General features: G+C 75.0%; 16 protein-coding genes. 6 read left to right on the top strand and 10 right to left on the bottom strand.

Annotation, left to right across the window (positions count from 1 at the left end):
* Nucleotides 1-3 precede the first annotated feature (3 nt).
* On the bottom strand, nt 4-429 hold the full coding sequence (locus ACFC0B_RS01820; RefSeq protein WP_376082357.1) for a helix-turn-helix domain-containing protein: 426 nt from the start codon (nt 427-429) through the stop codon (nt 4-6).
* Between the two features lie 61 nt (nt 430-490).
* Between ACFC0B_RS01820 and ACFC0B_RS01815 the strand changes: the two genes are divergently transcribed.
* A complete protein-coding gene (locus tag ACFC0B_RS01815) occupies nt 491-997 on the top strand; it encodes a DUF2199 domain-containing protein (RefSeq protein WP_376080706.1) in 507 nt (168 codons plus the stop codon).
* A 64-nt stretch (nt 998-1,061) separates the two neighbouring features.
* Here the strand turns inward: ACFC0B_RS01815 and ACFC0B_RS01810 are convergent, their stop codons facing one another.
* Together ACFC0B_RS01810 and ACFC0B_RS01805 are read right to left on the bottom strand one after the other, a co-directional pair.
* Nucleotides 1,062-1,961, bottom strand: a complete 900-nt coding sequence (locus ACFC0B_RS01810) for a Gfo/Idh/MocA family protein (protein ID WP_376080704.1) — start codon at nt 1,959-1,961, stop codon at nt 1,062-1,064.
* Nucleotides 1,962-2,113: 152 nt separating this feature from the next.
* Complete coding sequence (locus ACFC0B_RS01805; protein ID WP_376082355.1) at nt 2,114-2,794, bottom strand: DedA family protein; 681 nt, start codon at nt 2,792-2,794, stop codon at nt 2,114-2,116.
* 420 nt (nt 2,795-3,214) lie between these two features.
* On the opposite strand from ACFC0B_RS01805, the gene ACFC0B_RS01800 reads away from it, so the two are divergent.
* Nucleotides 3,215-5,014 carry a hypothetical protein gene (locus ACFC0B_RS01800; protein ID WP_376080702.1) on the top strand — a complete coding sequence of 600 codons (1,800 nt, stop codon included), beginning with the start codon at nt 3,215-3,217 and terminating at the stop codon, nt 5,012-5,014.
* Between the two features lie 153 nt (nt 5,015-5,167).
* Here ACFC0B_RS01800 and ACFC0B_RS01795 read toward each other — a convergent pair whose 3' ends face one another.
* Together ACFC0B_RS01795 and ACFC0B_RS01790 are read right to left on the bottom strand one after the other, a co-directional pair.
* Nucleotides 5,168-6,007 (bottom strand): class I SAM-dependent methyltransferase, encoded by an 840-nt coding sequence (locus tag ACFC0B_RS01795; RefSeq protein WP_376080700.1) that lies wholly within the window; start codon nt 6,005-6,007, stop codon nt 5,168-5,170.
* A 146-nt stretch (nt 6,008-6,153) separates the two neighbouring features.
* Nucleotides 6,154-7,110: a spermidine synthase gene (locus ACFC0B_RS01790; RefSeq protein ID WP_376080697.1), complete on the bottom strand. Its 957-nt coding sequence runs from the start codon at nt 7,108-7,110 to the stop codon at nt 6,154-6,156.
* Between the two features lie 121 nt (nt 7,111-7,231).
* Between ACFC0B_RS01790 and ACFC0B_RS01785 the strand changes: the two genes are divergently transcribed.
* The gene (locus tag ACFC0B_RS01785; protein WP_376080695.1) at nt 7,232-8,191 is read left to right on the top strand and encodes an alpha/beta hydrolase; all 960 of its coding nucleotides are present in this window, start codon (nt 7,232-7,234) and stop codon (nt 8,189-8,191) included.
* 183 nt (nt 8,192-8,374) lie between these two features.
* Nucleotides 8,375-9,808 (top strand): selenium-binding protein SBP56-related protein, encoded by a 1,434-nt coding sequence (locus ACFC0B_RS01780; protein ID WP_376080692.1) that lies wholly within the window; start codon nt 8,375-8,377, stop codon nt 9,806-9,808.
* A 111-nt stretch (nt 9,809-9,919) separates the two neighbouring features.
* On the opposite strand, the gene ACFC0B_RS01775 is transcribed toward ACFC0B_RS01780, so the two are convergent.
* The gene (locus tag ACFC0B_RS01775; RefSeq protein WP_376080689.1) at nt 9,920-11,269 is read right to left on the bottom strand and encodes a globin domain-containing protein; all 1,350 of its coding nucleotides are present in this window, start codon (nt 11,267-11,269) and stop codon (nt 9,920-9,922) included.
* Between the two features lie 199 nt (nt 11,270-11,468).
* Nucleotides 11,469-12,401, bottom strand: coding sequence for a helix-turn-helix domain-containing protein (locus ACFC0B_RS01770; RefSeq protein WP_376080686.1), 933 nt, complete (start codon nt 12,399-12,401; stop codon nt 11,469-11,471).
* A 128-nt stretch (nt 12,402-12,529) separates the two neighbouring features.
* On the opposite strand from ACFC0B_RS01770, the gene ACFC0B_RS01765 reads away from it, so the two are divergent.
* Nucleotides 12,530-13,696 (top strand): NAD(P)-dependent alcohol dehydrogenase, encoded by a 1,167-nt coding sequence (locus ACFC0B_RS01765; RefSeq protein WP_376080685.1) that lies wholly within the window; start codon nt 12,530-12,532, stop codon nt 13,694-13,696.
* A 233-nt stretch (nt 13,697-13,929) separates the two neighbouring features.
* Here ACFC0B_RS01765 and ACFC0B_RS01760 read toward each other — a convergent pair whose 3' ends face one another.
* The 3 genes from ACFC0B_RS01760 to ACFC0B_RS01750 all read right to left on the bottom strand — a co-directional run bounded on the left by ACFC0B_RS01760 (nt 13,930) and on the right by ACFC0B_RS01750 (nt 16,139).
* The gene (locus tag ACFC0B_RS01760; protein ID WP_376080682.1) at nt 13,930-14,502 is read right to left on the bottom strand and encodes a DUF6114 domain-containing protein; all 573 of its coding nucleotides are present in this window, start codon (nt 14,500-14,502) and stop codon (nt 13,930-13,932) included.
* A 2-nt stretch (nt 14,503-14,504) separates the two neighbouring features.
* Nucleotides 14,505-15,161, bottom strand: coding sequence for a DUF6230 family protein (locus ACFC0B_RS01755; RefSeq protein ID WP_376080680.1), 657 nt, complete (start codon nt 15,159-15,161; stop codon nt 14,505-14,507).
* A gap of 267 nt (nt 15,162-15,428) precedes the next feature.
* Entirely contained in the window at nt 15,429-16,139 is a 711-nt protein-coding gene (locus tag ACFC0B_RS01750) for a TetR/AcrR family transcriptional regulator (RefSeq protein WP_376080677.1), read from the bottom strand.
* Nucleotides 16,140-16,622: 483 nt separating this feature from the next.
* Between ACFC0B_RS01750 and ACFC0B_RS01745 the strand changes: the two genes are divergently transcribed.
* Nucleotides 16,623-17,330, top strand: coding sequence for a Tat pathway signal sequence domain protein (locus ACFC0B_RS01745; protein ID WP_376080674.1), 708 nt, complete (start codon nt 16,623-16,625; stop codon nt 17,328-17,330).
* Nucleotides 17,331-17,496 lie beyond the last annotated feature (166 nt).

The following is a 17,496-nucleotide window of genomic DNA, read 5'->3' as shown; positions in this document are numbered from 1 at the left end:
GACTCACGCTACGGGTGGGACGGGGGATCCCGCTTCTCCGTTCCTGACCGGTCGGGTGTAGAGCTTGGCGTAGCACGCCGGGATCGCGGCGCCGTCCTCGTGGCCGCGCGCCCGGTAGGCGCTCGGGCTCTCCCCGACCAGCTCGGTGAACCGCGAGCTGAACGACCCCAGCGACGTACAGCCCACCGCGAAGCACACCTCGGTGACCGACAGGTCCCCGCGCCGCAGCAGCGCCTTGGCCCGCTCGATCCGCCGGGTCATGAGGTAGCTGTACGGCGTCTCGGCGAACGCCGCCCGGAAGCTGCGCGAGAAGTGCCCCGGGGACATCAGCGCCACCCGCGCCAGCGCCGGCACGTCCAGCGGTTGCGCGTAGTCGCGGTCCATCGCGTCACGGGCCCGACGCAGCCGGGCGAGGTCCTCCAGGTTCACCCTTCCAGCCTGGCACAGGGCGGTGACAGCGGTCCTCACCAGCTCCCCTATGCTCGGCGCCATGCCCACCGAACACTCCTTCGACTGCGCCTGCTGCAACGGGCGGCACGACGGCCCGCCGCGCTCCTACGGCGCGCCGGCCCCGGTGAACTGGAAGCCGCGCTACGCCCGGCGCAGGGACAGCGAGCTGACCACCGACCAGTGCGTGATCAAGGGCCGGGAGTTCTACGTCCACGGCCTGATCGAGATCCCGGTGCTGGACGGCGGCGACCCCTTCTCCTGGGGCGTCTGGGTGTCGCTGAGCGAGCCGAACTTCGCCCGGGCGCACGACCTGTGGGAGGACCCGGCGCGGGAGCAGGAGCCCCCGTACTTCGGCTGGCTGATGACCGCGCTGCCGGTCTACCCGGAGCCCACCCTGCTGCTCAAGACCCACGTCCGCACCCGGGCGGTCGGCCTGCGCCCGCTGATCGAGCTGGAGCCCACCGACCACCCGCTCGCCGTCGAGCAGCGCGAGGGCATCACCGGCGACCGGGTCCGCGAGTTCGCCGACCTGCTGCTCGGCGGCTGACGGCGGACGGGCCCGCCCGTCCCGGCGGTCCCAGCGGTCGCGACGGTCCCAGCGGTCCCGGCGGTCAGACCTCGACGGTGGCGCCGGTGGCCAGCGAGCGTTCGGCGGCGGCCAGGATCTCGACGGTGCGCAGGCCGAACGCGGCCGAGCAGGGGTGCGGCTCACCGGTGCGCGCGGAGGCCATCAGGGCGTCCAGCGCCCGGTGGAAGGCCGCGGCCGGGCCCTCCCCGCGCGCGGGAAGCTGCACGGTGCCGGACTCGCCGCGCAGCTCCATGCCGGTCCCGCCGCCGGCGACCGGGGCGGTCAGGCTCAGCGCGAGGGTGCTGGAGGCACCGCCGGCGTGGCGCAGCACCAGGTGGACGGTGTCCAGCGGGCCGGCCACGGCGGTGACGGCGGTGGCGTCGCCGAGGACGGGCAGCAGCACCGAGAGCGCGTGCGGGCCGACGTCCCAGAGCGCGCCCTTCTCCCGGCGCCACGGCGAGGCCGCGTACGGGCTGGCGGAGTCGGGGGCGAACACCGAGCCCAGCCAGTCGGAGCGGCCGGTGAACCAGCCGCCGACGGCCGCCTGCTCCTCGATCCACGGCAGCTGGTCGCCACCGAAGCGGACGGTGAAGAAGACCACCGAGGCGACGCGGTGCGCCTCGGCCGCCTCGACCACCCGGCGGGCGTCGGGGACGGTGAACGCCACCGGCTTGTCGAGCAGCAGGTGGCAGCCGGCCTCGGCGGCGCGCACCGCGAGGTCGGCCTGCACGGTCGGGGGCAGCGCGATGGTGACGGCGTCGACCTCGGCGAGCAGCCGGTCGAGGTCGGCGCCGCCGGGGACGCCGTACCGCCCGCCGAGCGCCTCGGCCGCCTCGGGGCGGCGGCCCCAGACGCCCGCGAACTCGACGCCGGGGTGCTCCGCCAGAACGGGCGCGTGCACCCGCTCCGCCCAGGTGCCGGTGCCCAGGAGTCCGATCCGCATGCTGTTCCCACTTCTCCGTCGTGTTCGGGCGTCGGTCCACGCGAACGCCGCTGCCGGGAGGATGTCCGGGCAGCGGCGGGCGTGACGGTCCGGGTGGACCGAGGTGGCCCGGGCCGGGTGGACCGAAGGCGGCCCGGGCCGGGTCGGGGCGGTCAGTCCGCGGCGGGCGCGGTGACCGTCGGGGAGGCGGCGGCCTCGCTCTGCGCCGCCGCGTCCTCGGCCTCCTGGGCCGCGGCCGCCTTGGCCGCCCGGCGCTTCATCAGCCACGCCGAGAGGGCGCCGCCGGCCGCGGCGACCAGCAGGCCGATCCAGGAGAACTTCGACAGCCACTGCTCGGCGACCTTGCCGACCTGGTAGACCAGCAGGGTGGTGCCGCCGGCCCAGACGATGCCGCCGAGGACGTTGGCGATCAGGAACTTCCAGTACGGCATCTTCAGCGCGCCGGCGAGCGGCCCGGCGAAGATGCGCAGCAGGGCGATGAAGCGGCCGAAGAAGACCGCCCACATGCCCCACTTCTGGAAGGAGCGCTCGGCGGTGGCCAGGTGGCTGGGGCCGAAGTGTTTGGGGAACCTCCGTCCGAGCTTCTCGAAGAGCGGCTTGCCGCCCTTGCGGCCGATCGAGTAGCCGATCGAGTCACCGATGATCGCGCCGAGGATCGCGCAGACCGCCACCCAGACCGGGCTGACCACACCGCGGGCGGACAGCAGGGCGGCGGAGACCAGGGCGATCTCCCCGGGGAGCGGGATACCCAGCGACTCCAGTCCGATGATCAGCGCGACCAGGGCGTACACCGCGCCCGGTGGTACGCCTTCGATCCAGGCGTCGATGTGCAGCAAGGCCAGTACCTCCGTGGCAGAACGGGACCCGCCGCGGCCCCGGCCGGGACCCGATCCGGTCCCCGCGGTCCGCACGCCGTCCCGACGTCGTCCGAATGGCGGCACCAGGCCGCTCCCCGAAGGTGCAGCCTAACGTGCCGGGCGGCCTGTCCCCCCGGCCGATCACCCCTGCTTACGACGTACGGCGCCGTCCCGCGGTTCCGGGAACCGCCCCTCGGTCCGCTTCCGACGGGCCGGCCGTCCGGTCGCCCGCGAACCGTGCGGCCCCCGGCGGCCGTATGGACTGATCAACGACATATGCAGCCGTGTGATACAAGAGTGGCCGCCGTGGACCGCACCGCGGACCGGTGTGCCGGCAGGCACCCGGGACCGGAGGAGCAAGGCGCGGACCGGGCCCACAGGGAGGAAGAAGGACCGATGCAACAGTTGACAGCGCCCGCCGAGCCGGAGGAGCGGGGCGGCGACTCCGCCACCGCCCCGGCACCCGGGCGCACCGAGCGGGCGGCCCGCCGCTTCGAGGAGCTCCGGGGGCGCCGGTGGTTCTGGCCGGCCGCCCTCGTGGCCGGCTACGTCGCGGAGGTGCTCTTCCGGCTCGTGCTGGCCCGCGGCCTGACCTTCCCGTCGGTCCACCCGGACGAGGAGTCCTACCTGGTCCTGGCGCGCGTCCTGGCTGGCCGGGGGTCCACCGAGATGCCGGTCGGCGTGGTCATCCCCGGCGGGTACGCCCTGCTGATCTCCCCCGCGCTGTGGATCGCCGACGACCCGGCGACCGCCTACAAGCTGGTCATGGGGATCAACGCCCTGGTCAGCGCGCTGGTCCTGCCGCTCGCCTTCGTCGCGCTGCGCCGCCTGGGGCTGGACCGCCCGCTGGCCTACCTGTTCGGCGCGGCGACCGCGCTGCTGCCGCCGGTGGTCTTCTACGCCCACCACGCCATGACGGACGCGCTCCTGCCGGCGCTGATCCTGGCCTGGCTGCTCTGCCTGCACGGCTGGCTGCTCGACGGCCCGCTGCGCCGCCGCGTCTGGTACGCCGTCGGCGCGGGCGCCTCCGCCGGGTACGCGATGGCCACCCACGACCGGGGCGGGGTGGTGGTGGCCCTCACCGCCGCCGTGTTCCTCGGGGTCCTGGTGTTCCGGCTCGCCCCGTGGCGCAGCACCGTGGCCGGTCTGGGCGCGCTCGCCGTGGCAGTGGCCGGCGCGGAGGCGCTGGCGGCGTGGCTGCACGCGCAGTTCACCGTCGAGAACAGCGACACCGGCGGGTACCTGTGGCGGGGCCTCACCGATCCGGAGGCCGCCCAGCGGACCCTGACCAGGACGGTCGGCCAGATCTGGACCTTCATCGTCTCCACCTGGGGCATCGGCGGCCTGGCCGTCGTCGTCTGCCTGGTGGCCGTCTTCCGGAGCCGGTTCGCCCGCGCGGACCGGATCGCCGGCGGGACGATGGTGGCCCTGCTGGTCGGCACCGCCCTGGCCGCCGCCGCGGCGCTGCCCGACGACGGCCGCGTCGACGACTGGGTCTACGCCCGCTACACCTCGTACCTCGTGCCGGCGGCCTTCGTGACGGGCGTCGCCGTGCTCCACCGGTGCAGCCGGCGCGCCCTCGCGAAGGTGGCGGTGGCGGCGGCCGTGCTGACGGTGGTCCTCGCCGAGGCGGTCATCCTCTCCGCGGGCGGCAAGCTGCACAGCGACCGCTTCGTGATCTGGGGGGCACCGGACATCTCGTTCCTGGCCGCCGAGTGGAACAAGCTCGCCATGGGCCGGACGACCGCGGCCGCGCTGATCGTGCTCACCGCCCTGGTGCTGATGCTGATCGCCGGCGGCCGGCGGGTGCTCTGGGCGACCGGCGCCACCCTCATCGCGTTCGCCGCGTTCGCGACCGCCACGATCACCGACCAGGTCACCCAGCCGCACCACAAGCAGCGGGTGTCGACGGCGAGCGGCTTCACCCGCGCCGCCGGGTTGAAGCCGCACGACAGCGTGGTGTTCACCTGGGACGTCGACTGGCCGTTCCGCAGCACCCAGGCGTTCCAGGTCTACCTGGGCCGGGTCTGGTACCGCGACCCGCGCTGGCAGCCCCTCCCCGCCGAGGCGACGGCGCTGGTCACCCCGGTGCCCGCCGAGGGCCGGCCGGAGGACTACTGGCCCGGCCACCCGGCCGAGTGGTACGTCGAGCGGACGGACCCCGCGAAGAAGTGGGTGCTCTGGCGCAAGCGCTGAGCCGCCGCACGTCCCGGCGGAACGCCGACGCCCCCGGAGTCCCCGACTCCGGGGGCGTCGGCGTCTCCGGATCGGGGGGCCGGCGTTTCGCGGATCGGGGGGCGGTCCCGGATGCGGCGGCGGTCCCGGATCGGGGGGCGCCGGCGTGCGCGGCTACGCCCGCCCGGCGTGCGCGCGCTCCGCGAAGCGCAGCGCGATCACCGCCGGGCGGCCCTTGACCCGGGCCGCGACCGGCAGCAGGGCGCGGACGATCCCCCGCCCGCCCTCGGGGTAGACCTCGCGCACGTCGACGACCCCCGGGTGGGCGGTGGCCAGCTTGGCGCGCTCGTCCGCGTCCATCCCGAAGGGCATCGGCGGCGCCTGGTAGTGGCGGTCGCGCAGCTTGCCGCGCACCGCCCGGGCGCTGAACCAGCGCGGGACCGTGTCGAACACGAACGACGCCCCGGGGAAGCGCTCGGCGCACGCCGCGAGCAGCGCCCGCACCTCGGCCGGGCGCAGGTACATCAGCAGGCCCTGGGCGCTGATCAGCACGCCCTGGGCGGCGGCCGCCGGGTCGACCGCGTCCATCCAGGCCGGATCGGTGGCCGAGACGGCCAGGACGCGGTGCCGCTCGTCGGGCGGCAGCAGGCGCTCGCGCAGCGCGGCGGTCTCGGGCAGGTCGACGGCGAGCCAGCGGGCGCGGCCGTTGTCGACCCGCCAGGCCTGGGTCTCCAGGCCCTCGCCGAGGCCGACGACCGTCCCGCGCGGGTGGCGGGCGAGGAAGTCGGCCACCTCGCGGTCGAAGCAGCGCGCCCGCAGGCCCTGGAGCTGGGAGACCAGGGGGTTGCTGCCGAACCGCTCCGCGAAGGGGAAGTCGATCCGCTCGACCAGGTCGAGGGCCTTGGGATCGGGCAGCACGGTGTCCGGCCGGCGGGCCTCCACGGCCCGGTGCCAGAGCGTCCACAGCGCCGTCTCGGGCACCGCCGCCAGCTCCGGCCGCTCCACGCTGCTCATCTCTCGCTCGCTCCCTCGGACGTGGCGGGCGTGCCCGCGCGGACCCGCCGATTCTGACACCGGGGAGCGCGCGGACGGCGGTGCGCGCGGTGTCGGCGCGCCGGGCGCTCGGCGGCCCCTCGGCCGGCGCTCGACGCACCGGCCGCTCAGCCGACGCTGAACGCGCCCTCCGGGGGCGGCGGGGAGTCGGTGGCGGTGGCGTCGGTGACCGGCGCCGTGCGGGCGGTGAAGGCGGTGAGGTCGGCGCCCTCGGTGAGCCGGGCCGGGAAGATGTCCCCGGCCAGCCGGCGGGCGAGGTCCGCGACCGGCAGCGGCCCGGCCGAGCCGACCAGCAGCACGTTGCCGTACCGCCGCCCGCGCAGCACCGACGGCTCGGCGATCAGGCAGGTCTGCGGGAAGACGGCGCGCAGCGTCGCCGCCTGGGCGCGGGCGAAGGCGAGCGGCGGACCGTCGGCGAGGTTCGCCGCGTAGCAGCCGCCGGGGCGCAGCGCGGCCGCCGCCAGCCGCAGGAACTCCACCGAGGTGAGGTGCCCGGGGGTGCGCGAGCCGTGGAAGACGTCCGCGACGATCAGGTCCAGCGAGCCGGGCGCGGCCTGCGCGGTCGCGGCGAGGGCGGCCCGGGCGTCGCCGACCTCGGCGGTGATGTCGACGCCGGGTCCCCGCCACGGGAGGTGCTGCTCGACCAGGGCGAGCAGCGGGCCGTCCACCTCCGCCACGCGCTGGCGCGAGCCGGGGCGGGTGGCGGCCAGGTAGCGGGGCACGGTCAGCGCGCCGCCGCCCAGGTGGAGGGCGTCCAGCGGGCGGCCTGGCTCGGCGAGGGCGTCGACGAGGTGGCCGAGGCGCTGGGTGTACTCGAACTCCAGGTGGGTCGGGTCGCCGAGGTCGACGTAGGACTGCGGGGTGTCGTCGAGGGTCAGCAGCCAGCCGCCGTCCTGGTCGACGTCGGGCAGCAGCTTCGCCTGCCCGAGGTCGGTGCGCCGCGCCACCGGCACGGGCTCCCCGGCCGGGGGCCCCGGTACGGCGGGCCGATCCGGCGGCGGGGCGGGCGCGCCCGGTGGGGCGGGTGCGCCGGGCGGGGTGGGCGGGTCGGGCATCTCGGGCATGTCCGCAGCATAGGCGCCCGGCCCGAGTCGCCGTCACGCCCGAGGCTACCGGCCGGTATCGTCGGGGTTCCCGAGATTCCGACATCCCGACATTCCGAGCAGAGAGTGGGTGCCCGTCGCCATGGAGTTCCGCGAAGACATCCTCGGTGCCCCCTACGAGGCGGCCGAGCTGCCGCTGCGGCCGGACGAGGAGGGCGAGGTCTCGGCGACCCTGGTCCGCCGGCTGGTCCCCGGCTCGGAGCGGGCCGTCCTGTACATCCACGGCTACAACGACTACTGGTTCCAGACCCACCTCGCCGACCACTACGTCGCCGCCGGGTTCTCCTTCTACGCGCTCGACCTGCGCAAGTACGGCCGCTCGCTGCGCCCGCACCACTCGCCGAACTTCGTGCGCGACCTCGCCGCGTACGACGAGGAGCTGGACGAGGCGGTGCGGATCATCCGGCGGCAGGACGGCCACGCCCACCTGCTGGTCAACGGCCACTCCACCGGCGGGCTGATCGCCGCCCTGTGGGCCGGGCGGCGCGCCGGGCGGGGCCTGGTCGACGGGCTGTTCCTCAACAGTCCGTTCCTCTCGATGCCGGCCGCCCCCGCCGTCCGCACCCTCGGCGCCCCGGCGCTGGACGCGATCGGCCGCCTCGCACCCACCCGGGTGCTGCCCTCCGCGCTCAACCCGCACTACGTGCACAGCCTGCACCGCGACTTCCGCGGCGAGTGGGACTTCGACCTCACGCTCAAGCCGGCGGAGGGCGTGCCGCTGTTCGCCGGCTGGCTCGCGGCCGTCCAGCGCGGCCACCGGGAGCTGCGGCGCGGGCTCGGGATCGACGCGCCGGTGCTGCTGATGGCCTCCACCGCCTCCATCTCCACCACCCGCTGGCACGCGGCCCTGCACCACGCGGACGCCGTCCTGCGCGCCGACGACATCGCGGCCGCCGGCCCCCACCTGGGCCGCCACGTGACGATCGTCCGGATCAAGGGCGGCATGCACGACCTGGTGCTGTCCGGCGAGACCGCCCGCACCCAGGTGTTCGCCGAGCTCGACCGCTGGCTCGGCGCGTACTTCCCGCTCGCCGTGCACTGAGCCCTCGTCCGGGCCGCGCACCGGTCCGTGCACGGAGCTGTCCGCGCTCCCTCGGGGAGCGGGGCGCGCCGCCCCCGGCCCCCGCCCCGCTCCCCGTGCGCCTGCTGTGCGCCCGCGAGTCTGTGGAAGGCTACCCGGGCCCCTGTCACTTCCCTTGCCGAACAGGCGAGTTGAGGAGCCAGCATGCCGCATGAACACGGCCCGCACGACGACCGGCACCCCGGCCACAGCGATCCCTCCCTCTACCGCACGCCCGCCGAGGCGATCGCCGCTCCGCCGGAGAAGCTCGCCTACGTGGCGGGCTTCGACCGGTCGGCGCAGCGGCCGGACGCGCTGATCACCGTCGACACCGACCCGGCGTCGGCGAGCTACGGGCGCGTGCTCAACGTCACCGACATGCCCGGGGTGGGCGACGAGCTGCACCACTTCGGCTGGAACGCGTGCTCCAGCGCCCTCGCGCACGCCGGCCACCACGGCGCCGAGCGGCGCTACCTGCTGCTGCCGGGCCTGCGCTCCTCGCAGTTGCACGTCCTGGACACCCGGCCGGACCCGGTCCGCCCGAGACTGGTGAAGACGGTGACGGCGGAGGAGCTGGCGGCGAGAGCCGGGTACTCGCGCCCGCACACCCTGCACTGCGGGCCGGACGGCGTCTTCCTGTCCTGCCTGGGCGCGGCGGCCGGCGGCGACGGCCCCGGCGGGGTCGCCCTGCTCGACCACACCACCTTCGACGTGCTGCGCCCCTGGGAGACCGAGCGCGGCCCGCAGAACTTCTCCTACGACGTGTGGTGGCACCTGGGCACCAACGTGGGCGTCACCAGCGAGTGGGGCACGCCCTGGATGGTCGAGGACGGCGTGGTGCCGGAGCTGCTGCTCGGCCGCAAGTACGGGCACGCCCTGCACTTCTGGGAACTGGACTCGGGGCGGCACCTGCAGCGGATCGACCTGGGCGACCAGTACCAGATGGTGCTGGAGCTGCGCCCGGCCCACGACCCGCAGGCCGAGTGGGGGTTCGCCGGGGTGGTCACCAACGTGGAGGACCTCTCGGCCTCGGTCTGGCTCTGGTACCGGGACGGTGAGGCGTTCACCGCGCGCAAGGTGATCGAGATCCCGGCCGAGCCGGCCAAGGCGGAGGACCTGCCGCCCGTCCTCCAGCCGTTCGGCGCCGTACCGCCGCTGGTCACCGACATCAACCTGTCGGTCGACGACCGCTGGCTGTACGTCTCCGCCTGGGGCACCGGCGAGCTGTTGCAGTACGACGTCGCGGACCCGTTCCACCCCCGCCTCACCGCCTCGGTGCGGCTCGGCGGGGTGACGGCCCGGACACCCCACCCGGCCGAGCCGGACCGCCCGCTGAGCGGTGCGCCGCAGATGGTCGAGATCAGCCGGGACGGACGGCGGCTCTACCTCACCAACTCGCTGTACGGGGCGTGGGACGACCAGTTCTACCCGGACGGCATCGAGCCGTGGATCGTCAAGCTGGACGCCGACCCGGAGCGGGGCGGGCTCACCGTGGACCCGCGGTTCTTCCCGCACGGCGAGGAGTTCCGCGGGCTGCGGGTGCACCAGACGCACCTGGCGGGCGGGGACGCCTCCTCGGACTCCTACTGCTACCGCTAGCGGAGCGGCGGCGCCGGCGGCGTCAGCGGCGTCGGGTCGGGTTCGGTCCGGATCGATCCGGCTCGGTCGTTGCCGGCTCGGTCGTTTCCGGCTCGGTCCTTCCGGCCGGTTTCAGAGGCGGCCGAGCACCGGGTCGTGGTGGATCCGGGTGGCCGGCAGGCCGGAGGCGGTCAGCCGGGTGCGGACCTCGTCGACCAGGCCCGCCGGGCCGCTGACGCAGGCCAGGTGCTGGGACCAGTCGCCGGCCCGGCTGACCGCCTCGGCCAGTCGGCCGCCCGGGCCCGCGGGGCCGTCGGCGGCGTCGTCCGCGACCGGGACCAGCTCCAGCCAGGGCTTGCGGCCGCCGAGTTCGGTGAGGGCCGGCCAGTCGTAGAGGTCGGCCCGGGCCCGCGCCCCGACGAACAGGTGGACCCGGCGCCCGCGCGGACGGTGCTCCACCAGCTCCTCGACGATCGCCTTCATCGGGGCGAGCCCGGTGCCTCCGGCCACCAGCAGGAGGTCCCGGGTGTCGTCCTCCGGCATCAGCGTGCCGCGCGGCGGGCCGAGCCGCAGCCGGTCGCCGACGGCGGTGTGCTCCACCAGCGCCTCGCTCACCCCGCCCGGCCCGGTGCGGCGGACGTGGAACTCCAGCTCGTTGTCGGAGCGCGGCGCGCAGCCCATCGAGTACTGCCGCCAGGTGTGCGGCAGCAGCGGGTGCTCGACGGTCCCGTACTGGCCGGCCCGGTACGGGTACGGCTCACCGGTGCGCACCCGGAGCACGGCGAGGTCGGCCCGGCGGCGCTCGTAGCCGACCACCGTGGCGTGCCAGTACGGGGGTTCGGTGAGCGCCGACTCCGCGCCCGCCACCATCGACCGGACGGCGAAGCGCAGCATCCGCGTCCAGGCCGCCTCCAGCTCGGCGGTCCAGTGCGCGCCCGACCGGAGCCGGATCGCCTCGCAGAGCGCCTCCTCGAAGGCCTCGTAGTGGACCGGGCGGACGCCCAGCTTACGGTGGTCGCGGCCGAGCTGGGTGAGCGTGGCGGAGAGCCGGTCCGGCTGGTGCAGGTGCTCGATCAGGTAGTCGAACATCCGCTCCAGGTGGACCTGCTGGAACTCCATGGACTCCGGGAACAGCGCGCGCAGGAAGGGGCGGCGGCGGAACATGAACGTGTAGAGGTGGTCGATGAGGTCCGCGAACGGGGTGACCAGACCGAGGCCGCCGAGGATCACCCGCTGATCGGCCGCGCCGTCGTGGTCCCGGTGGTAGACCTCCTGCGCGCCGTACGCCCCGCGACCGCCGTACCCGCCGGCCGCGGGGCCGGCGCCGGAACGGGGGCCGCCGCCGGGCGCGCCGTCCGGGCCGGCGGGCGCTGCGGCGAAGGACGGCGCCGGCGCCAGGATCTGCCGGCGTAGGCGCATGGCGTGGTGGCGCGCGATCAACCGGTCGTACTCGGTGGTGCTGCTGAGGGTGTCCATGTCCATGAACCGCAGCCTAATCACCTGTCAGACACCGCCCCGACCGCGGTTGTTCACCGTTCGGACGGCTTCCGGCCCGGTTTCGGGCAGGGGGTGGCCCGACCGGGGCCAGGCCCAGTAAACGGCCCCGCGCGGGGGCCCGGACAGGGCCGGTGGTCCCTGGTGCACCGGGACCACCGGACCGGGTCGCGCCCCGGGAAGAGGACTACCGACCTGTCGACGAACCGGGTCCGGCTTCCGTCGCGGCCGCCGGGTCCGGGGCCTGGGCGGGTGACGCTCCCGGTGCCGCCGCCGGCTCGGCCGCCGTCCAGCTGGCCAGCAGCCGCAGCGACTCGGCCGAGGGGGAACCGGGATCGGCGTGGTAGGCGACCAGCACCTGGTCCGCGTCCCCGGCCGGGCGGAACGTCTCGTAGCTGAGGGTCAGCCGGCCGACCACCGGGTGGTGCAGCTCCTTGACCCCGTGCCCCTTGTCCCGGATGTCGTGCGCGGCCCACAGCCGCCGGAAGTCCTCGCTCTTGACGCACAGCTCGCCGATCAGCGAGGCGAGCCGGGGGTCGTCCGGGTCGCGGCCGGCCTCGACCCGGAGCATCCCCACCAGGTCGGTCGCCTTGGCCTCCCAGTCGAGGTAGAGCTCGCGGGCGGGCCGGGGGAGGAAGACCTGCCACGCCAGGTTCCGCTGGTCCGGCGGCAGCGCGGCGACGTCGCCGATCAGGGCGTTGCCGAGGCGGTTCCAGGCGATCACGTCGAGCCGCCGCCCGAGGACGTACGCCGGGACGCCCTCCATCGCGTCCAGCAGCTGCTGCAGTTCGGGGCGCACCCGCTGCGCCCGCGCCGCGCGGGCCCGCCCCGGGCCGCGGCGGGCCGGCTTGGCGATCCGGCACAGGTGGTCGTGCTCGGCGGGGTCCAGGCGCAGGGCGCGGGCGATCGCGTCCAGGACGGCCGCCGAGACGTTCTCGCCGTGCCCCTGCTCCAGCCGCACGTAGTACGCCGTGCTCACACCGGCCAGTTGCGCCAGCTCCTCGCGGCGCAGCCCGGGGACGCGCCGCCGGCCCCCGTAGTCGGGCAGCCCGACGTCCGCGGGCCGCAGCCGGGCCCGACGGGACCGCAGGAAGTCGCTGAGCTCGGTGCGCTGGTCCATGCACAGCAGTATGGGCCCGCCCCCCGGGGCGCGGGGGCGGGCAGGGTGATACTGGCGGTGGTAGGACCAGGGAACGTACGACGGCCGATGGCCTGGCTGGCCCCGTTCGGCGCGCCGAGCCTTGAGGCATGACGAACACGACGAGTGTGAAGAGCGCGGCGGGTGCGACGAGTGGGACGAGTGGCACGAGTGCGACGGGCACCGGCGCCACCGCTTCGCTGTCGGACGCCCCGCTGCCGGACGCCGGGGCCGGCCGGATCGCGGTCTACGCCGCCCCGGCCCCCAAGGCGCCGCTGGAGCGGAGCACCGTGCCGCGCCGGGCGCTCGGCGCCCACGACATCCTCATCGACATCCGCTTCGCGGGCATCTGTCACTCGGACATCCACCAGGTCGACGAGGACTGGGGCCCGGGCATCTTCCCGATGGTCCCGGGCCACGAGATAGCCGGGGTGGTCGCGGCGGTCGGCGACGGGGTCTCCCGCTGGTCGGTCGGCGACCGCGTCGGCGTCGGCTGCTTCGTCGACTCCTGCCGGGAGTGCGACAACTGCCGCGCCGGGCTGCAGCAGTACTGCACGGGCGAGGGCGGCTCCGTCCTCACCTACAACGCCCGCGGGCGGGACGGCGCGCCGACCTACGGCGGGTACGCCAAGCAGCTGGTGGTCGACGAGCAGTACGCCCTGCGCATCCCCGACGCCCTGGCGCTGGACGTCGCCGCGCCGCTGCTCTGCGCGGGCATCACGCTGTACTCCCCGCTCAACCACTGGGGCGCCGGTCCGGGCCGGAAGGTCGCGGTGATCGGCCTCGGCGGACTGGGCCACCTCGGGGTGAGGATCGCCCGCGCCAAGGGGGCCGAGGTCACCGTGCTCAGCCAGTCGCTGCGCAAGCGCGAGGACGGGCTCCGGCTCGGCGCCCACGACTACCGGGCCACCTCGGACCCGGCGACGTTCACGGAACTGGCGGGCCGCTTCGACCTCGTCCTCAACACGGTCTCGGCGGACCTGGACCTGAGCGCCTACCTGGGGCTGCTGCGGACCGACGGCACGCTGGTCCAGCTCGGCGCGCCGGAGAAGCCGGTCGCGGTCGGCGCGCACGCGCTGCTCACCGGGCGCCGGTCGATCGCCGGCTCGATGATCGGCGGTCTGCCGGAGACCCAGGAAATGCTGGACTTCTGCGCCGAGCACGGGATCGGCGCGGAGATCGAGCTGATCCGGGCCGATCAGATCAACGAGGCGTACGGGCGCGTCCTGCGGAGCGATGTGCGCTACCGGTTCGTCATCGACGCGGCGACGATCTGACGGTCCGGGCGGCACGCGTACGACGCCCCGTCCCCGGTGCTCTCCCTTCGCCGGGGGCGGGGCGCCGGTCCCTGGCCTGCCGCCACCTGGACCTGCCGCCACCGGGACCACGGGCGGGCCGGGCGGCGAGCCGGCGGGTCGGCCGGCGGGTCGGCGGGTGTGTCGGCAGGCGGGTCGGCCGGTCACGGCCGCGCCGGACGCGGGGTCTGCGTCGGACGCCGGCCGCGACCGCCTCAGACGCCGGCCGTGCCGGCGGCCTTCCGGCGGCCCTGGCCCCGGCGCAGCAGGCGGCGGCGCGGGGGCTGGTCGGGCATCCAGCCGAAGGTGAGGCAGCTGCCGACCAGGCCGAACAGCATGCCGATCAGGAAGCCGCCCAGGTTGGAGGTGAGCCAACTGGCCAGCGACGCCAGCACGGCGACGATCGAGTAGAACAGGCGCTGCGCCGGGTTGAACAGGACCAGCAGGCCGCAGACCACCATCACGGTCGGGACGAGGTAGCCGGACAGCCCCTGGAGCCCGATGTGCAGGACGACGGGCAGCGGGGCGCGCAGGGTGAAGAGGATCTCCACGCCGCCGAAGAGGACCAGGACGCCGCCCCAGAACGGCCGCCGGCCCCGCCAACCGCGCCAGGACGGGCGGGTCCGGGTCGTGGGTGCCGCCGTGGCCGCGGGTGCAGCGGCGGCTGCGGCGGCTGTGGCTGCTGCGGCGGCGGCCGGGGTCTCCGGTCCGGGCTCGGGCACCGGCGCGGCGGCGGGTGCGGGCCCGGGCGTCGGGCCGTGATCGGGCGTCGGGTCGTGCTCGGCCACCGTCAGCAGCCCTCGGAGCTGAAGCTCAGGTGCAGGTTGGGCAGTTTGAAGAGGGCGGCGGTGCTGGCGTAGTTGTGCTGCCGCAGGTTGCGGATCTTGACGGTGTCGGCCTGCTGACCGAAGACGCCGGGCAGCCCCTTGACGCCGGCCTTGGTGTAGGTGCTCGCGTCGCCGCCGATCTCGATGTTCGTGAACTCGGCGTCGCCGGTGAGCACGTCGGAGTCGGTGGTGAGGTTGGTGGCGGTCACCGGTGTCCCGGCGTCACCGGCCTTGATCAGCAGGTTGATGCCGCCGAGTTCGACGCTCTGGCAGAGCTTGGTGAGCGAGGCCTCCTTGATCGCGGAGACCGCGACCAGCACCTGCCCGCCGGTGTCCCCGGCGTTGGGGCTGTCGTCGATCATATGGTCCAGGCTGCCGAACTGCTCGAATCCGACGCCGTCCAGGCTTTCGGCGGTGACGGTGAAGGGCATGCCGGAGATCGAGAACTGGGCCGCGAGCACGCCCTGCGCGGTCAGTGTCATCAGCACCGCGCCGGCGACGACGGCGGGCACGGCCATCAGCGCGGTGCGCTTCAGCCGGACCCGGCCCTTGTGCTGCGCGGGCGTCTCGGTACCGGCGGTGCTCTCGGCGGTGTGGGCGGCGTCCTCGGACGTGGCCATGTGTGCTCCCTCGGGTGGTGGGGACGGGCAGTCACTGGCACGTTGTCCTGGCGCGGACAGCGTTCTGCGGCACGGCCGGGAGGGACCGCCCCTCGGCAGCGGGGCGGGCCGGTCGGGCCGCAGCGGGTAACTGGGAAGCTACTGCCCGGTATTGAGCGGGTCAATACGGGTGCACGAAGGATCATCGTCCGCTTCTCCCGGTCGGCGGTCGGCGCGGTGCCCGATCCCGGCCGCCGGCCCGACAGTCCTCCCGGCGGCCGGACGGCCCTACGGGAGCGGGTCCAGGCCGAGGCGCCGCGCCGCCTCGGCCGGACCGAGGAAGGGAGCCAGGCAGAAGAGGCTCAAGGTCGGGAGGAGATCGGGGAGTTCGGCGGTTCGGTCGGCTCCGACGCAGCGCTGCAGGGTGCAGTAGACGCCGCCGACCACCGCGTCCACCATCGCCTCCGCCGTCACCCCGGCCGGGAGTTCGGGCACCTCGGCGAAGAACGCGCGGAACCGGGTGAGGAGGTGGTCGCGCTCGCGGCGCCCGGCCGGGCCGACCGCGTCCAGCTCGATGACCGCCATGGTCGCGAAGGCCGGTACCCCGGCCAGCAGTCCGAGCATCGCCCGCAGCGACTCGCGGATCCCGGCGCACCAGTCCGGCGCCGCCGCGAACGCCGCCGCCATCCGCCGGATCACCACGCCGGTGCCGTAGCGGTGGGCGGCCAGGAAGGCGTCCTCCTTGCCGGTGAACAGCTCGTAGAACACCGGCCTGGTCACCCCGGCGGCGCGGCAGATGTCGCTGACCGTGGCGCGCTGGTAGCCGTGCTGCGCCACGGTGAGCACCAGCCCGTCGAGCAGGCGCTCGCGCTGGGTGGCGGCGACCACCCCCGGCGGGAGCCGGCTCGGGCCTCGCTTGATCGAGCGGGCGGGGTCTCGACCGGTGCGCGCACCGGGCAGCAGGGCGGTCTCGGCGTTTCGGCGGGTTTCCGGTTTCATCGCCAACTCCTGTGCTTCTTCTTGACATTGACGCGACGTCCGGTTTACAACACTGGCGGGTTTCCAATACGCGGCGGACGCCGCCGGAAGCCCGCACGCGTTCCGACTGCTCAGTATGGCGAACGCATGCCCGGCGGTGGCAGCCGCCGACGTGCACCCTGCACCGCACGTACCCTCTTGCCCCACCTCCGCTCCACCACCGTTCCACCCCGCCGTACTCAGCCGTACTCGACCGCGGCCGGCCCCGTGTGGCCGTGAGCGGTCGACCCGGGCCGCGCCGTACCCGCCGCACAGCGTCGTGCCGCCGGTACCGCCGCCCGTACGGGCGGGCCCGTGGCGCCGGGCCCGCCGAGTCGCCGTCCGCGGCGCCCCACCCCGTACCACCCCCGTCGCGGTCACACCGCGGCCGACGCCGCCGCGCGCACCCCCGCACCCGGCCGCACGGGGCTCCCCCACCCGAATCGCCCGGAGAGGCACACCCTCATGCGCATCCGCCGTACCCTCGGAACCGCAGCCCTCGCCGCCGCCGCGATGCTGGCCGCCGGCACCGTCGCCCCCGCCCAGGCCGCCGACGCCACCGCCCCGGCCGCCGGCACCATCGATGTGCTCACCCACACCGCGCCCGGCTCGCTCGGCGGCCCGAACGTCTCGGTCGGCGACGTGCTCGCGGCCAACCTGGTGAGCGGCACCACCGCCAACTTCTACTCCAGCGCCACCGGAACGACCGGCATCAAGTGCACCACCTCCGCGTTCTCCGCGACGGTCATCACCAACCCGGCCGCGCCCGGGACCGCCACGGAGTCGCTCAACACCCAGACCTTCGGCTCCTGCACCGCGAACGTGATCGGCGTGACCGGTGTGCAGAGCATCACCGTCAACAACCTCGCCTACGTCAACTCGGTGAGCGACGCCGCCGGCAACCCGGTCTCGCTCGACCCGGGCACGGCCGGCCCGGTGCAGACGACGGTGGTGCTGAAGACCGTCCTCGGCACCATCACCTGCGTCTACCGCGCCCCCGCCGGCCTCGCCGGCACCACCAACAACGTCGGCCAGACCATCGGATTCAACGCCCAGGCCCTGCCGAAGTTCTCCGGCCCGAGCACCTGCTTCCCGGTCGGCTACTTCACCGCCACCTACGGCCCGGTCCGGGACGTCTCGGTGGCCGGGAACCCGGTCGTCTTCGTCAACTGACGCCCCCGCGGCGCCGGTGACCCGCCCGGTCGGCGGCCCTCGGGCGCCGACCGGGCTCCCGCCGTGCCGGCCGTGCCCCGTCGTGTCCCGTCGTGTCCGGCCCGTGTGTTCCTGACCGGTCAGGAACACACGGGCCGGGACAGCGAAGTGACCCACGGGTAGGGTG

Origin of the sequence: Kitasatospora sp. NPDC056184 (genome assembly GCF_042268405.1) — a bacterium.
In the GTDB taxonomy this organism is placed as follows: Bacteria; Actinomycetota; Actinomycetes; order Streptomycetales; family Streptomycetaceae; genus Kitasatospora.
This window is presented reverse-complemented; position numbering and strand designations above follow the sequence as displayed.

Coding starts and splice junctions, on each gene's coding strand:
- ACFC0B_RS01815 (WP_376080706.1), top strand. CDS start 491: ATGCCCACCGAACACTCCTTCGACTGCGCCTGCTGCAACGGGCGGCAC.
- ACFC0B_RS01810 (WP_376080704.1), bottom strand. CDS start 1,961: ATGCGGATCGGACTCCTGGGCACCGGCACCTGGGCGGAGCGGGTGCAC.
- ACFC0B_RS01800 (WP_376080702.1), top strand. CDS start 3,215: ATGCAACAGTTGACAGCGCCCGCCGAGCCGGAGGAGCGGGGCGGCGAC.
- ACFC0B_RS01795 (WP_376080700.1), bottom strand. CDS start 6,007: ATGAGCAGCGTGGAGCGGCCGGAGCTGGCGGCGGTGCCCGAGACGGCG.
- ACFC0B_RS01790 (WP_376080697.1), bottom strand. CDS start 7,110: ATGCCCGAGATGCCCGACCCGCCCACCCCGCCCGGCGCACCCGCCCCA.
- ACFC0B_RS01785 (WP_376080695.1), top strand. CDS start 7,232: ATGGAGTTCCGCGAAGACATCCTCGGTGCCCCCTACGAGGCGGCCGAG.
- ACFC0B_RS01780 (WP_376080692.1), top strand. CDS start 8,375: ATGCCGCATGAACACGGCCCGCACGACGACCGGCACCCCGGCCACAGC.
- ACFC0B_RS01775 (WP_376080689.1), bottom strand. CDS start 11,269: ATGGACATGGACACCCTCAGCAGCACCACCGAGTACGACCGGTTGATC.
- ACFC0B_RS01770 (WP_376080686.1), bottom strand. CDS start 12,401: ATGGACCAGCGCACCGAGCTCAGCGACTTCCTGCGGTCCCGTCGGGCC.
- ACFC0B_RS01765 (WP_376080685.1), top strand. CDS start 12,530: ATGACGAACACGACGAGTGTGAAGAGCGCGGCGGGTGCGACGAGTGGG.
- ACFC0B_RS01755 (WP_376080680.1), bottom strand. CDS start 15,161: ATGGCCACGTCCGAGGACGCCGCCCACACCGCCGAGAGCACCGCCGGT.
- ACFC0B_RS01750 (WP_376080677.1), bottom strand. CDS start 16,139: ATGAAACCGGAAACCCGCCGAAACGCCGAGACCGCCCTGCTGCCCGGT.
- ACFC0B_RS01745 (WP_376080674.1), top strand. CDS start 16,623: ATGCGCATCCGCCGTACCCTCGGAACCGCAGCCCTCGCCGCCGCCGCG.